General features: G+C 71.7%; 14 protein-coding genes. 6 read left to right on the top strand and 8 right to left on the bottom strand.

The window, feature by feature from the left end; all coding sequences use genetic code 11:
• The 5 genes from ACWGI2_RS03575 to ACWGI2_RS03595 form a co-directional block, all read right to left on the bottom strand.
• A complete protein-coding gene (locus ACWGI2_RS03575; protein WP_453693544.1) occupies positions 1-633 on the bottom strand; it encodes an isochorismatase family protein in 633 nt (210 codons plus the stop codon).
• A gap of 84 nt (positions 634-717) precedes the next feature.
• Positions 718-2,343, bottom strand: coding sequence for a (2,3-dihydroxybenzoyl)adenylate synthase (locus ACWGI2_RS03580; protein ID WP_453693546.1), 1,626 nt, complete (start codon positions 2,341-2,343; stop codon positions 718-720).
• Positions 2,340-3,560: an isochorismate synthase DhbC gene (dhbC, locus tag ACWGI2_RS03585; protein ID WP_453693548.1), complete on the bottom strand. Its 1,221-nt coding sequence runs from the start codon at positions 3,558-3,560 to the stop codon at positions 2,340-2,342. Before dhbC ends, ACWGI2_RS03580 begins: the two co-directional genes overlap by 4 nt.
• Positions 3,561-3,599: 39 nt before the next feature.
• The gene (locus ACWGI2_RS03590; RefSeq protein ID WP_453693550.1) at positions 3,600-4,400 is read right to left on the bottom strand and encodes a 2,3-dihydro-2,3-dihydroxybenzoate dehydrogenase; all 801 of its coding nucleotides are present in this window, start codon (positions 4,398-4,400) and stop codon (positions 3,600-3,602) included.
• Positions 4,397-5,386, bottom strand: coding sequence for an ABC transporter substrate-binding protein (locus ACWGI2_RS03595; RefSeq protein WP_453693552.1), 990 nt, complete (start codon positions 5,384-5,386; stop codon positions 4,397-4,399). The genes ACWGI2_RS03590 and ACWGI2_RS03595 overlap by 4 nt, the downstream gene beginning before the upstream one ends.
• A 155-nt stretch (positions 5,387-5,541) precedes the next feature.
• On the opposite strand from ACWGI2_RS03595, the gene ACWGI2_RS03600 reads away from it, so the two are divergent.
• Genes ACWGI2_RS03600 through ACWGI2_RS03610 form a run of 3 tightly spaced genes read left to right on the top strand, consistent with a single transcriptional unit; the run spans position 5,542 to position 8,622 of the window.
• Positions 5,542-6,630, top strand: coding sequence for a FecCD family ABC transporter permease (locus ACWGI2_RS03600; RefSeq protein ID WP_453693554.1), 1,089 nt, complete (start codon positions 5,542-5,544; stop codon positions 6,628-6,630).
• An 11-nt stretch (positions 6,631-6,641) separates the two neighbouring features.
• Entirely contained in the window at positions 6,642-7,712 is a 1,071-nt protein-coding gene (locus ACWGI2_RS03605) for a FecCD family ABC transporter permease (RefSeq protein ID WP_453694644.1), read from the top strand.
• A gap of 4 nt (positions 7,713-7,716) precedes the next feature.
• Entirely contained in the window at positions 7,717-8,622 is a 906-nt protein-coding gene (locus tag ACWGI2_RS03610) for an ABC transporter ATP-binding protein (RefSeq protein WP_453693556.1), read from the top strand.
• Here ACWGI2_RS03610 and ACWGI2_RS03615 read toward each other — a convergent pair.
• Positions 8,619-9,752: a M20 family metallopeptidase gene (locus ACWGI2_RS03615; RefSeq protein WP_453693558.1), complete on the bottom strand. Its 1,134-nt coding sequence runs from the start codon at positions 9,750-9,752 to the stop codon at positions 8,619-8,621. The genes ACWGI2_RS03610 and ACWGI2_RS03615 overlap by 4 nt on opposite strands.
• A 100-nt stretch (positions 9,753-9,852) precedes the next feature.
• Between ACWGI2_RS03615 and ACWGI2_RS03620 the strand changes: the two genes are divergently transcribed.
• Positions 9,853-10,635: an RNA polymerase sigma factor gene (locus ACWGI2_RS03620; protein WP_453693560.1), complete on the top strand. Its 783-nt coding sequence runs from the start codon at positions 9,853-9,855 to the stop codon at positions 10,633-10,635.
• Between the two features lie 105 nt (positions 10,636-10,740).
• Positions 10,741-10,896: a hypothetical protein gene (locus ACWGI2_RS03625; RefSeq protein WP_453394483.1), complete on the top strand. Its 156-nt coding sequence runs from the start codon at positions 10,741-10,743 to the stop codon at positions 10,894-10,896.
• Positions 10,897-10,925: 29 nt separating this feature from the next.
• Here the strand turns inward: ACWGI2_RS03625 and ACWGI2_RS03630 are convergent, their stop codons facing one another.
• Positions 10,926-12,329, bottom strand: a complete 1,404-nt coding sequence (locus ACWGI2_RS03630; RefSeq protein ID WP_453693562.1) for a vWA domain-containing protein — start codon at positions 12,327-12,329, stop codon at positions 10,926-10,928.
• Entirely contained in the window at positions 12,326-13,186 is an 861-nt protein-coding gene (locus tag ACWGI2_RS03635) for an AAA family ATPase (protein ID WP_453394915.1), read from the bottom strand. The genes ACWGI2_RS03630 and ACWGI2_RS03635 overlap by 4 nt, the downstream gene beginning before the upstream one ends.
• A gap of 190 nt (positions 13,187-13,376) precedes the next feature.
• Between ACWGI2_RS03635 and ACWGI2_RS03640 the strand changes: the two genes are divergently transcribed.
• Positions 13,377-13,874 (top strand): winged helix-turn-helix transcriptional regulator, encoded by a 498-nt coding sequence (locus tag ACWGI2_RS03640; protein ID WP_453394485.1) that lies wholly within the window; start codon positions 13,377-13,379, stop codon positions 13,872-13,874.
• The last annotated feature ends 64 nt before the right edge of the window (positions 13,875-13,938 follow it).

Below are 13,938 nucleotides of genomic sequence, written 5' to 3' on the forward strand. Positions count from 1 at the left end.
TCAGATCCCCTTCAGAACCGCGTCGGTGGTGGTGACGACCGCGCACCGGCCGGCAGCGTAGCGCAGGGCCATGTCGTGGTCCTCGCGGGAGAAGTCGGCCACCGCGTCCGCGACGACGAACGCCTGCACGTCACGCATCCACGCGTCGGCGGCCGTCATCAGGACGCCGATGTGCGCGTACACGCCGACGATGACGATCTGGTCCCGGCCCGCCTCGCGCATGCGCTGCTCCAGGTCGGTGCGGACGTACGCGCTGTACTTCCACTTCGTGAGCACCGTGTCGCCGGGCTCCGGTGCGACCGGGCCCGCGATCGCCTTCGCGTGCTCGTCGTCGGGAAGGCCGGGGCCCCAGAAGTCCTGCTGGAGGCCGCGCTCGGCCGGCGACTGGCCGCCCGGCTGCGCGGAGTACAGGACGGGGATGGCGGACGCGCGCGCCGCCTTCGCCAACTCGCCGACGTTGGCGAGGAGTTCGGTGGTCGGCGAGGTGTCGGGGGTGTAGGCGGTCAGGAAGTGGTTCTGCAGGTCATGGACGAGCAGCACCGCCCGCTGCGGGTCGATGGTCCACGCGACCCGGTTGTCGGGCAGTTCCTCGGGCGAGGGCATCGGGTACGGCGTGACGGCGGGGAGCGCCATGGTGGGGCCTTTCGGGAACTCAAGGGAGCTGGGTGGAACGGGCGCTGCCGGGCGGAGGTCAGCCGCCTGGAGCTGACGGCAGGGTCAGCCGCCCGGCGTCGCGGCGGTCGTCCGCTGGTCCTTCTTGCTGATCTTGCCGATGCCCGTCTGCGGGAAGGCGGTCACGAACTCGACCCGGTCGGGCACCTTGTACGCGGCGAGCCCGCGCTCCCGTACGAACTTCTTGATGACGACGGGCTTCAGCGGTTCGGCGTCCGCGCGCAGGATCACGTACGCGAGGGTCCGCTCGCCGAGATACTCGTCGGGCACGGCGACGACCGACACGTCATGGACGTGGGGGTGGGCGAGAATGATGTTCTCGACCTCCTCCGGCGCGATCTTCTCGCCGCCGCGGTTGATCTGGTCCTTCGCCCGGCCCTCCACCACCAGATGCCCGGTGGGGGTGCGGCTCACGATGTCGCCGGTGCGGTAGAAGCCGTCGGCGGTGAACGAGCGTGCGTTGTGCTCGGGGGCTCGCCAGTAGCCGCGGATGGTGTAGGGGCCGCGGGTCAGCAGATGGCCCGCCTCACCGTCCGGGACCTCCTGGTCGAGGTCGTCGACGATGCGGATCTCGTCGTCCGGGGAGATCGGGCGGCCCTGCGTGGTGACGATCGTCTCCGCGGGGTCGTCCAGACGCGTGTAGTTGACCAGGCCCTCCGCCATCCCGAAGACCTGCTGGAGGGTGCAGCCGAGCGCGGGGGCGACCCGGCGCGCGGCCGACTCGCTGAACTTCGCGCCGCCCACGAGGAGCACCTCAAGGCTGGAGATGTCGTACGGCGTGCTGCGCCCCGCGTCCGTCCACACGAGCGCGAGCGGCGGAACGAGACCCGTGATCGTCACGCGTTCCCGCTCGATGAGCGGGAACGCGGTGTCCGGGTCGGGCTGCGGACACATCACGACACGGCCGCCCGCGTAGAACAGCCCCAGTGAACCGGGCGACGACAGCGGGAAGTTGTGGGCCGCGGGCAGCGCCACGAGGTAGACGGAGTCCTCCGTCACGCCACAGATCTCGTTCGAGCCCCACAGCGAGTACATGTAGTCGTCGTGGGTGCGGGGGATCAGCTTCGGTACGCCGGTGCTGCCGCCCGACAGCTGGAGGAACGCGAGGTCGGACGGGGCGGGCCCGTCGATCTCGATCGGCTCGCGCGGCACGTCGGACAGGGCCGTGTGCTCGCCGGGGTCGCCCACCACGAACACGTCGCGCAGCGTGGGGACTTCGGCGCGGATCTTCGAGGCGAGGTCACGGTGGTCGAAGCCGCCGAGCCGGTCAGGGATGACGTAGGCGACGGCCTCGGTGAACTCGCAGAAGTAGTGGATCTCCGTCTCGCGGTGCGCGGGCAGCGCGAAGACCGGCAGGGCGCCGATCCGGAAGAGCGCGAAGATCACCTCGAAGAACTCGGCGACGTTCGGCAGCTGGACGACGACCCGGTCGCCCTTGGAGATGCCGCGTGCGGCGAATCCCGCAGCCAACTGGTCGGCGCGCACGTCGAGTTCGCCGTACGTCCAGTTCCGCTCCCCGTCGGTGATCGCGACCCGCGCGGGGTGCGCGTCGGCGCGCTCGCGGAGCATGCCGCCGAAGGTCTCGCCGCGCCAGTACCCGGCGGCGCGATAGCGCTCGGCGAAGACCTCCGGGATGCGCGGCGCGTCCGCGCGACTCGCTGCTGTCGTCATCGGTCGACCCCCACCGCGTCCAGGAACGTACGGAACTTGGCGCCTGTCTCGGCGCGTTCGGCCTCGGGCGAGGAGTCGGCCACGACGCCCGCGCCCGCGAAGAGCCGCAGCCGTCCGCTGCCGTCCTGCGTCTCCTCGGCCTCCGCGCAGCGGATCGTGACGACCCACTCGCCGTCGCCGCGCGCGTCGCTCCACCCCACCATGCCGGTGTAGTGCCCGCGGCCGAACGGCTCCAGCTCGCCGATCACGTCACGGGCGTGCCCGGTAGGGGTACCGCAGACAGCCGGAGTCGGGTGCAGGGCGGTGGCGAGCTCCAGGGCGGAGGTGGCCGGTTCGGCGAGCTCGCCCGTGAGGGTCGTCGACAGATGCCACATGGTGGCGGTGCGGACCAGGGTGGGCCGCTCGGGCACGTCGAGGTCGGTGCAGAACGGGGCGAGGGCCTTGTGCACGGCGTCCACGACGACGGCGTGCTCGTGCAGGTCCTTCGCCGATTCGAGCAGCGCGGCCGCCCGGCGCACGTCCTCGGCGAGGTCCGCCGAGCGGGGCGTCGAACCGGCCAGGGGGTTGGCGGTCAGACGGTTGCCCTGCCGGGAGACGAGCAGCTCCGGGCTGGCGCCGAGGAGGGTGCGGCCCGTGCCCGATGGCACCGCGAAGGAGTAGCCGAGCGGGTCGCGGCGGGCCAGGCGCTGGAGCATCGCGGGCAGGTCCAGCGGGCCGTCCGTGGACAGCTCCAGGGTGCGGGCGAGGACGACCTTGTCGAACTCGCCGCTCTTCATGCGGGCCACGGCGGCCTCCACCGAAGCGGCGTACTCCTCGCCCGATGGAACCTCGCGCACCTGCCAGCCGCCGGCCGTTGCGGGCGGCTCGGTGGGCAGCGCGACCAGCGGGTCGGTGCGCAGCGCGGGCGCCCAGCGCGCCGCTTCGGGCACGGCGAGCACGGCGGGCTCGGCCGGGTCGAAGGGGATGGTGCCCACGACGACCGGGGCCTGGTTGCCCGCGCGGAGCTGCGCGTCGAGGGTGGCGGCGACCCGCTCCGTCAACGGCCGCTCGTCGTGCGGGACTTCGGCGGCCGTGCCGTGGGCGAGGAGGGTGCGGGTGGGCGACGCGAAGAACCGGGTGTCGCCGGGTCGGTAGGCGTCGAGCAGCGCGGTCGCCGCGCCGACGGCCCCGGGGGTGGTGGGGGCGGCGTCTGCGACCACGTCGTTGGGGGGTGTCACGGATGACTCCTCGTCAAGTAGGGGAGGGCGGCGCGGCTTTCAGGCGCGCAGGGTGGCGCCGCCGTCCACGTACAGGTCGTGCAGGGTGATGTGCCTTGCCCGGTCGGAGACCAGGAAGGCGACCGCGTCGGCGATGTCGGAGGGGTCGGCGATCCGGCCGAGCGGAATGCCGACCCGGTACGAGCCCGGGTCGCCGTCGATGACACGGGCGGCGGCCTGCTCGTGGTCGCCCGTCCACAGCTGCCGCTGCATGTCGGTGTGCGTGGAGCCGGGCGACACGACGTTGCAGCGCACGCCGTCGCGGGCGACCTCAAGGCCGAGGCACTTGGTGAACATCGTGGCCGCGGCCTTGGACGCGGCGTACGCGGCCATCTGGGTGCGGGGCACCCCGGCGGCGTTCGAGCCGACCGTCACGATGGAACCCTTGCCCCGCGCGGTCATGCGGCGGGCCGCGGCGCGCGAGGTGTGGAAGACGCCGTTCGTGTTGACGGCGAAGGTCTCCGCCCAGTCGGTGTCGGTGAGTTCGACGACCGGGGCGGGCCGCAGGATGCCCGCCACGTTCACCAGGATGTCCAACGGCCCCGCGGTGCGCTCGACTTCCTCGAACGCCGCCTCCACGGCCGCCGCGTCGGTGACGTCGAGGACCATGCCGGTGATGCGGCCGCCCGACGTCTGCTCCTCGGCGTCCTGGTCCTTGACATCGGGCGACAGGTCGGCGGCCACGACCCGCGCGCCGCGCTCGGCGAGCGCGCGGGCCACGGCCTGTCCGATGCCCCGGCCCGCGCCGGTGACCAGGGCCACCCGCCCCGCGAGCTCGGGGTCGGTTATGCCGGAGGTCACTTGCCCATCGCCTTCTCGACGTCCTCCAGGACGGAGACGGCGGCCTGCGCGCCACCCAGGCTGGTCCACTTCGAGCCGTCGATCTCGGTGGTGTGGTTCTTCTTGACCGCGTCGAGCTGCTTGTACGCGGCCTTGCCCTTCAGCTCCTTGAACAGGTCGGCGTCAGGACCGGCGGAGGCGAGGGTGCCGATGAACAGCCAGTCGGCGTCGATCTGCTTGAGGTCCTCGTCGCTGAGCGGCGTCGAGTGGCCCTCGCCCTTCTTGTTCTGGATGCCGGGTCGCTTGAAGCCGAGGTCCTTCAGGACGTCGGAGATGAACACGCCCTGCTGCATGACGGCGGTGCCCTTGGCGGAGTAGCGCGCCACGGAGACGCTCGCGCCCGCGTTGTCGCCGAGGTTCTTCTTCGTGGCGGCTGCCTTGGTGTCGTAGTCCTTGAGGAACGCGCTCGCCTCGTTGGACTTGCCGAGCACCTTGCCCGTGATCTCCAGGGACTTCTTCCAGTCCTTGGTCCTGTCGATCGTGACGACCGTCGGGGCTATCGCCTTCAGCTGCTTGAGCACCTGCTGGTCGGCGAGCTGGCCCGCGAGGATGACGTCCGGCTTGGCCTGGAGGACCTTCTCGATGTCGGGTCCGGTGACCGCGCCCACGACCGGGATGCCCTTGGCCTGGTCGGCCAGATACTCGGGGGCGCCCTTCTGGCCTCTGCCCGCGGAGAGACCGACGGGCTTGACCTTCAGGGCGAGGGCGGAGTCCAGGTCCATCTCGCTGAGCGCGATGACCTTCTCGGGATTGGCCGGAACCTTTACCTCCGCACCGGAGGCGTCGGTGACGGTGACGTCCTTCGCGGCGTTCTTGGCCTTGTCGCCGGAGCCGGAGCCGGAGTCGTCGGACGAGTCCGAACCGCAGGCGGAGAGGGCGAGCGCGGAGGCCAGAGTAAGGGCCGCAACCGCGGTCAGCCGGGTGCGCGGGGAGTGGTTCGAGGACATGTCCGTGTCTCCATGCTTCAGAGTCCGGGGGTCAGGCCGGACATAAGGGTCGTCCCTGGCCGTGTCGGGGCATGACGAAGTACCCCTGAATGAACAGGGAGTTCGCCGCCACCCCGACTCGGGGCTCCAGGTCAAGGTTAGGTTAGGCTAACTTCATGTTGGTTGCGCAAGAGGGGCGGGTCCCAACGTCCGGATCCAGACCTCCCATACCGGGCTTGGCGAAGTTGCATCGCCCCACGCTGTGGGCGGCTGCCGCCCTTGTTGTCCTGCTCCTGCTGCTCGGCCTCCTTTCGCTCCTGGTCGGGTCCGGGTCGACACCGATGGGCCGCGCCTGGGACTTCCTCACCGGGGACCCGTCCGCGCGGGCCGACGCCCAGATACGGCTCGCCGTCATGGATGTACGCCTTCCGCGTACGCTCGCCGGCGTCCTGATCGGTGTCGCCCTCGGCGCGGCGGGCTGCCTCCTCCAGGCCGTCACACGCAACCCGCTCGCCGAGACGGGCCTCCTCGGGGTCAACTCGGGCGCGGCGCTCGGCGTCGTGATCGGCCTCACCTACTTCGAAGTGACGTCGGCGTACGGCGTGTTGGTGTGGGCGCTTGTCGGCGGCATGGCCGCGAGCGCGGTGGTGCTGCTGCTCGCCGCGTCAGGCCGGGCCGCGGGTTCCCCGCTGCGGCTCGTGCTCGCCGGATCGGCGCTCGGCGCGACCTTCCACGGCATGACGTCGTACGTGCTCCTCGGTGAGCAGGCCACCTTCGACACCTACCGCTACTGGACCATCGGTTCGCTGGCCGGCATCAAGACGTCCGAGACGTACCCCCTGATCCCGTTGATCGCGGTCGGGCTGCTCATCGCCTTCTGCTGCGTACGCCCGCTCTCCGCGCTCGCGCTCGGCGACGACAGCGCACGCTCGCTCGGCCACCACCCGGGGCGGATCCGCCTGATCGTGGCGGCGGCGGTGACCCTCCTCGCGGGCTCGGCGGTCGCCCTCGCCGGACCCATCGCCTTCCTCGGCCTCCTCGCGCCGTACGCCGCGCGCGCCGTCACAGGGCCCCGGATGGCGGGCCAGTTGGTGCTTTCCGCGCTGGTCGCCGCGAACGTGATGATCGCCGCCGATCTCCTCGCCAGGGTCGTGATCCGCCCCTGGGAGACCCCGGTCAGCGTGCTTCTCGCCTTCATCGGCGGCCCGTTGCTGATCTGGATCGCCCGCTCGCAGCGGATGTCCACGGCGGGGGTCGCCGCGTGACCACGGAACGCATGCCCGACTCCGGGCCCGCCGACATCACCCCGCCCGACTCCACCGCCGTACGCGTCGGGACCTTCTCCTGGCTCTTCCCCTACCGCAGCGCCCTCGCCGCTGTCGGGCTCACGCTGGTGATCGCGGCGGTCGTCTCGCTCGCCACCTTCGCCAGCTCCACCGGGATGAGCTTCTCCGACAGCCTCTCCGGACTGCTCGGCACCGGAGACTCCGCCACCGTCATGCTGGTCCAGGACTTCCGCCTTCCACGGATCGCCGTGGGGCTCATGGTCGGCGCGGCGCTCGGCATCGCCGGGTGCCTGACCCAGACGCTCGCCAGTAACCGGCTCGCGACGCCCGACATCATCGGCGTCAACGAAGGCGCCACCGCGGCCGTCGTCGCCTCCGTCGTCGGATCGTCCACCGGGATGATCGGCGACTGGTGGCTCGGGCCGCTCGGTGCCGCCGCCGCGGCCATGGTCGTCGTCGCCTGCGCGGGCGGAGCGGGCAGCGGGGGATACCGGATCCTCGTCGTCGGCATCGGCGTCTCCACCGTCATCGGCGCCGTCACCGACCTCGTCATGTCCCGCGAGAACGACAACACCGCGGGCGGCGTCTTCCTCTGGACCGTCGGCTCGCTCAGCGGCCGTGACTGGAGCGTCGGCACACCCCTGTCGCTCATCCTGCTCATCCTCGTCCCTCTGTCCCTCGTCGCGGGCAGCCGACTCCAACTCCTCCGCTTCGACGACGACATGGCGGCCACCCTCGGCGTCAACGTCCGCCGCGTCCGCGCCGTGACCCTCGCGCTCGCCGTCGCCCTGTCCGGCGTGGCCGTCGGCATCGGAGGGCCGATCGCGTTCGTCGCGCTCGCCGCGCCCGTCGTCGCAGGCCGGCTCAGCGGCCCCACCCGAGTCCCGATCATCGGCTCCGCCCTGGTGGGCGCGGCCCTCGTGGGCGCCGCCGACGCGCTCGGCCGCGTCGTCGCCCCCGTGGAGATCCCCGTCGGCGTCATCACCAGCGTCCTTGGCGGACCCTTCCTCCTGTGGGTCCTCTTCGGCAAGAACTCCGAGCAGCAGACCGGAAAGGCCTGACCCCGTGCAACTGACCGTCGAGGCGCTCACCTCCGGCTACCCCGGCCACACGGCCGCCGTGGACGGCGTCGACCTGACCATCCCCAGCGGGCAGGTCGCCGCCATCGTCGGCCCCAACGGCTGCGGGAAATCGACGCTGCTGCGCTCCATCTCCCGGCTCCACAAGCCGAGTTCGGGAACGGTGCGCGCCGGGGACGAAGACGTGTGGCGGCTCACCCAGCGCCGCGCCGCCCACCGCATCGCGCTGCTCGCCCAGTCGCCACAAGCCCCCGAGGCGGTCACCGTCGCCGGACTCGTCCGCTACGGCCGCCACCCCCACCAGGGCCTGTTCCGCCAGTGGTCGCGCGAGGACGAGGCCGCCGTGCGCGAGGCACTCGAAGCCACCGGCACCACAGGCCTCGCGGCGCGCCGACTCGACCACCTCTCCGGCGGTCAGCGGCAGCGCTGCTGGCTCGCGATGGTCCTCGCACAGCAGACGCCGATCGTGCTCCTGGACGAGCCGACCAGCGCGCTCGACCTCGGGCACGCGGTCGAAGTCCTGTCCCTGGTAAGGGAGGTGGCCGCAGCGGGCCGTACGGTCGTCATGGTCCTGCACGATCTGGCGAGCGCCGCGCGCTACGCCGACACCGTCATCGCCATGAACGCGGGCAAGATCGTCGCGAACGGCCCGGCCCGCGATGTGGTGACCGCCGAGCTGGTCAAGGAGCTGTACGGGATCGACGCGGACATCCTGCGGGCACCGGGCGACGGCTCCCCGGTGGTCGTACCGACGATGAAGGCGAAGGCGCCTGGAAGGGCGCCGGAGGATTCGGCCGAGCAGGCGCCGGAGGGGGCGACCGCCAGAACACCCGAGCAGGCGCCCGAAGCGGCCTCCACCACGGCCTCCGCGAAGGCGGCTAAGAGCGGCTAGGACCGGCTGCCGGCGAAGTCCGCCGCCGTCCATGCGAGGCCGACAGCCCCGTCGATCATGGCCTGTTCGGCGACCGGAGTGGCGGCCGCGGCGGCGAACTCCGGCTGGTGCGGGCCGCAGCCGCCCCCGCTGATGTCGAGCACGGGGTGGATCGACGGCACGACGTGCGAGACGTTGCCCATGTCCGTCGAGGCGAAGGGGCCGCGCCGCTGCGGTTCGGGGCGCCCGAGGGCGCGGGCGTTCGCTTCCCACAGGGCGACCAGAGCGGCGTCGGACCGGAAGTCGAGGTAGTCGGGCGCGGGCTGCTCCAGTTCCACCGCGCACCCGGCCGCGAGCGCCCCCGCCCGGAAGCAGTCCGCCACCCGCTCCCGCAGCTCGCGCAGTTCCTCCACCGACGGCGTCCGCAGCGCGTACGCGGCGCTCGCCCGCTCGGGAATGGCGTTGAGCGCCGTCCCCGCCTCGGTGGTGATGCCGTGGACCTTCCACTCCCCGGGCAGCTGCTGCCGGAGCAGCCCGATGGCCACCTGCGCCACGGTCAGCGCGTCGGCCGCGTTCCGACCGTCCTGCGGGTTGAGTGCGGCGTGCGCGGACTTGCCCGTGTACTCCACCGAGAGCGCCCCCATCGCGTACGAGTGGAAGTCGGCGACCTCGAACGGACACGGGTGGATCATCATCGCCGCGTCGACCCCCTTGAAGGCCCCGGCATCGAGCAGCAACGCCTTCCCGGCCCCGCTCTCCTCTGCAGGAGTCCCCAACACGCGCACGGTGAGCCCGAGTTGATCGACGACCGGAGCAAGCCCGAGGGCGGCCCCCACGCCCGCCGCCGCGATCAGATTGTGCCCGCAGGCATGCCCCATGCCGGGCAGCGCGTCGTACTCGCAGGCAAGCGCGACCGTCACGGGCCCCGACCCCAGGGTCGCCTCGAAGGCGGTATCGAGCCCGTACGCCGGAGCGGTCACCGCGAACCCGTGCCCGCGCAGCACATCCGCACACCACCCTGCGGCCTGCCGCTCCTCGAACGCGATCTCCGGATGGGCGTGAATACGCCGACTGAGCCCGACGAGCTCGCCCCGCACCTCACCGATCCGAGCCCGGATCCCCTCCTTGGACTGGACCGCGCCGCCTGCCATGTCGACTCCTCGCCGTTCTGTCGCCCCTGCCGGGACAGCTGGGTCAAAAATACTTGCCGAACGTGCGTGGGTTCTGGGCTCCGTGGTGCATATAAGCATCATGGGTGAGCTATGGGGGACGCCGGGCAGCGTGGGGACGCAGGATGTCCGTGATCACCTCGGGGCCTACGGATACGGGACGTTGCTGCGGCTGATCCGTTCAAGGCAGGTCTACGAACGATGCGTTGGCACGAAGCCCCCCATCAGGCCGACCTTCGACGAGCTGGAGACTCTGCGCCGTTCGGCCGACGAGCGCCACGTCCTGGCCAGCGAGACCGTCCTCGCGGTCCTGGAGAGGCAGCACAAGGTGTGGGCCACCTGGGACGCACGCAAGGGAGCGGCACTGGAGACGTACTTCGTGAACGCCCTTCTCCTGCGATTCCCGACGGTCTTCCGCACATGGCAGCGGACCCGCCGACGCCTTCCCCTCCCGTACGGCGCCGATGTGGCCGACCTGTCCGTCGAGGTCACCCACCTCGACCCCGCCCTCGCCATCGTGTCCCGCGACGCCCTGGAGCGGGCCCTGCGGACCGCCGGGCCCGAAGTCCGCGCCGTGCTCGGTCTTGTGGCCGTCGGCTACCCGCACAGCGACATAGCCGACCGCCTCGGGATCAGTGAACGTGCCGTCGAGGGGCGGCTGTACCGCTTCCGCAGGCAGGTCCGGAGCGGTCCAGATGGCTCCTCGGGGAACGTCGGCCCGCATGCCCATCAGGCCACGAACCTGGCGGGGGCACCAGGCCGGGCCGCTTCGCGGTCGCGCAAGCGCGAGCCTGGTGCCCCCGCCAGAACCGTGGCAGATGGAGCACGCGGGCCGACTGCCCCCGAGGACCAGTTGAATCACTGACCTCGGTCGGCGGTCGGCCACACCGTCACGCTTTTCCGAAGCCCCGCCTCCGGTAGGCGGGGCTTCGTGGTGTACCGACCCCGACACACTCCCGGAGGGAATCCGATGAGCTCCAAGACCACGCCACCGCCCGCCCCGCCGTTCTTCGAACTGCGCATCGGCGGAATGCGCGTGACCATCCAGCAGGCGCCGTACCGCCTGGTCGCCCTTGCCGCCGCCGTCGTGGGTCCGCTCGCGGGCGCGAGCTGGTTCGCCCGATGACGTGGCCCGCGGCGGGAGAGCCGGGCGGCTCAGACCGGCAGCAGACGCCCGATCAGCGCGCTGAGCTGCCGCGCGTTGCGGCACTCGTACATCTCCACCAGCTCGGCGTACGTGCCGGCCGCCGAGTCGCCCGTCTGCCACTGGGCGCGGCGCTCGGGGTTGAGCCAGTACACCTTGCGGGCGCGCGACGCGACGGTGCGCAGGGCGGGGATGTTCGGGTCGCTCATGTTCGTGCGGGCGTCGCCGAGTACGAAGACCGTGGAGCGCGGGGTGACCGCTTCGGTGTAGCGCTCGGCGAACTCGCCCAGGGCGGAGCCGTAGTCGCTGCTGCCGTGGTAGCCGGTGACCGCCGCTCCCGAGATGATGCGGCTGCCCAGGCCCTCGGGGTCGGCGGCGCCGCGCGCGATGAGGTCGGTCACCTCGTCGACGCGGTTGACGAAGGCGAACACCCGCACCTTGCTGAACTGGTCGTGCAGCGCCTGGACAAGGAGCATCGTGAAGTTGGCGAAGCCCGCCACCGAGCCGGACACGTCGCACAGCAGGACCAGTTCGGGGCGTGCGGGGCGGCGGCGCCGCAGGACCGGACGCATCGGGATGCCGCCCGTGGACAGGGAGCCGCGCAGCGTCCGGCGCAGGTCGATGTGGCCGCGGGCGGCGCGGCGGCGGCGCGCGGCGAGGCGCGTCGCCAGCTTGCGGGCCAGCGGCTGGACCGCTCTGCGGAGTTCGTCGGGCTGGGCGCGGCCCGCGATGAGGAAGTCGACCCGGTCGGCGGTCGGGGCTATGGCCCGCCGCGCGATCTCGTCCGCACCGCGCCGCTCGGCGACCCGGCGGCGCGCTTCGGCGCCCACGAGCGCGCGGAAGTTCTCGATGCGGCGGCGGATCTCGTCGGCGGTGAGACGGTCGGTGAACTCCGCATCGGAGGCGGCCCCTTGGCGGATTCCGGCCAGGACGCGGGCCAGCAGGGTCTCCGGGCGCAGCCGGGAGAGCGTCTGGTGGGACGACCAGCCGTCCGAGCCGCCTGTACCTCCCGAGCCCGGCCGCGTCCCGTATCCGCCCATGCCGTCGACCGCCTCGGCCGCCAACTGGGCAAGGAGTGCCTGGTCGTTGGCGACCAGCGCGGCGGCCAGTCGCTCACGTAGGTCGTCCCTGTCGAACTCCCGGCCACGTGAGTCGGCGCCCGATCCCCCCGGCGCCCCGATCCCGCGCGGAAAGTACAGGTCGAAGACCGGATCGAAGACCGGTCGCTGTCCCTCGCTGTGCAGCAGCGCGGCGGCGAGTCCCTCCCGCACCCGCTCCCGGTCGGCGAGACCGAGGGCCTCGATGGCCTGCCCTGCGTCCACCGTCTCGCCCGTACCGATCCGGATGCCGTGCGAACGCAGCGCCTGCACGAGCGCGCTGAGCCGCTCCGTGACGCCGGTCGAGGACGTGGTCACACCGCGTCCAGATCCAGCTTGGCCGCCGCCTTCAGCACGTCGTCCTGGTGCTTGAGGACGACGCCCAGAGTGTCGCGTACGACGTCCTCGTCGAGGGAGTCGGCGCCGAGGGCGAGCAGCGTACGGGCCCAGTCGATGGTCTCCGCGACCGACGGCACCTTGCGCAGGTCCATCGCGCGCAGCGCGCCGACCACGCGGACGACGGACCGCGCGAGGGCCTCGTCGAGTCCGGGCACCTTCAGGCGCACGATGCGGCGCTCCAACTCCTCGTCGGGGAAACCGATGTGGAGGAAGAGGCAGCGGCGGCGCAGCGCCTCGGAGAGCTCGCGGCTCGCGTTCGACGTGAGGACGGTGAAGGGGCGGCGCGTCGCCGTGATCGTGCCGAGCTCGGGGACCGTGACCTGGAAGTCGCTGAGGACCTCCAGGAGCAGCCCCTCCACCTCGACGTCCGCCTTGTCGGTCTCGTCGATCAGGAGCACCTTCGGCTCGCTGCCGCGGATGGCGGTGAGCAGCGGGCGCGGGAGCAGGAACTCCTCGCTGAAGATGTCCGTGCGCGTCTCGTCCCAGGACTCGTCGCGGCCCGCGGTGATGCGCAGGAGCTGCTTGGCGTGGTTCCACTCGTAGAGCGCGCGGGACTCGTCCACGCCCTCGTAGCACTGGAGCCTGACCAGGCGCGCGTCCGCGACCTCGGCGACGGCCTTGGCCAGCTCGGTCTTGCCGACACCCGCCGGGCCCTCCACGAGGAGCGGCTTGCCCAGGCGGTCGGCAAGGAAGACGGTGGTGGCGACGGCCGTCGAGGCCAGATAGCCCGTATCGGCGAGCCGCGTGGCGACATCGTCCACGGATGTGAAGAGCAACGGAGCCTCCGGGGCTGATACGGAACGGCGCGATGGCTCCTGCCACTTGATCAGCAGCACGGGCCGCTCCACAACGGGGCCGCCGCGTTTGCGTCGAACGTCACGTGACAGGTCCCGCACCCGCCGCGGGCTGCTGAGTCCAGTCCCGAGACCCACCGGGATGCCTGGCCCCTTCTCGTATCCTTGCGGCATGAGGCGGACCTCCTTTGCCAACTGGCCCTGCTCCATCGCCCGCACCATGGACCTGCTGGGCGACTGGTGGACCCCGCTCGTGCTGCGCGAGGCCTTCTACGGGATCAAGCGGTTCGACGCCTTCCAGCAGGAGCTGGGCATCGCGCGCAACACCCTGACCGACCGGCTGCGCCGCCTGGTCGACGAGGGGCTCATGGAGAAGCGCGCCTACCAGAGCGAGCCGGTCCGCTACGACTACGTGCTCACCGAGAAGGGCCGCGACTTCTTCGGCGTGCTCGCCGTGATGAACAGCTGGGGCAACCGCTGGCTGAGCGGTGACGAGGGCGCGCCGGTCGTCTTCGAGCACGACCGCTGCGGGCACGAGACCGAGGCCGAGGTGGTCTGCGGCCACTGCAAGGAGCCGATGTCGGCCGACGACACGCATGCGCGCATCGGCCCCGGCTACCCGGCACGCCTGGCCGAACGGCCGGACATCCGGGCCCGCTTCAGCCGCTGAACCCCCGTCTCCCTGTCGGAGCCCTCACCCTTGACGAGTGAGTCTATCTACGCAACTCTCGTGG

The sequence above is a fragment of the Streptomyces sp. NPDC054866 genome, assembly GCF_053610745.1.

Bases quoted from the DNA above. Each gene is read 5' to 3' on its own strand.
- ACWGI2_RS03575 (WP_453693544.1), bottom strand. From the start codon at position 633: ATGGCGCTCCCCGCCGTCACGCCGTACCCGATGCCCTCGCCCGAGGAA.
- ACWGI2_RS03580 (WP_453693546.1), bottom strand. From the start codon at position 2,343: ATGACGACAGCAGCGAGTCGCGCGGACGCGCCGCGCATCCCGGAGGTC.
- ACWGI2_RS03595 (WP_453693552.1), bottom strand. From the start codon at position 5,386: ATGTCCTCGAACCACTCCCCGCGCACCCGGCTGACCGCGGTTGCGGCC.
- ACWGI2_RS03600 (WP_453693554.1), top strand. From the start codon at position 5,542: ATGTTGGTTGCGCAAGAGGGGCGGGTCCCAACGTCCGGATCCAGACCT.
- ACWGI2_RS03605 (WP_453694644.1), top strand. From the start codon at position 6,642: ATGCCCGACTCCGGGCCCGCCGACATCACCCCGCCCGACTCCACCGCC.
- ACWGI2_RS03615 (WP_453693558.1), bottom strand. From the start codon at position 9,752: ATGGCAGGCGGCGCGGTCCAGTCCAAGGAGGGGATCCGGGCTCGGATC.
- ACWGI2_RS03620 (WP_453693560.1), top strand. From the start codon at position 9,853: ATGGGTGAGCTATGGGGGACGCCGGGCAGCGTGGGGACGCAGGATGTC.
- ACWGI2_RS03625 (WP_453394483.1), top strand. From the start codon at position 10,741: ATGAGCTCCAAGACCACGCCACCGCCCGCCCCGCCGTTCTTCGAACTG.
- ACWGI2_RS03640 (WP_453394485.1), top strand. From the start codon at position 13,377: ATGAGGCGGACCTCCTTTGCCAACTGGCCCTGCTCCATCGCCCGCACC.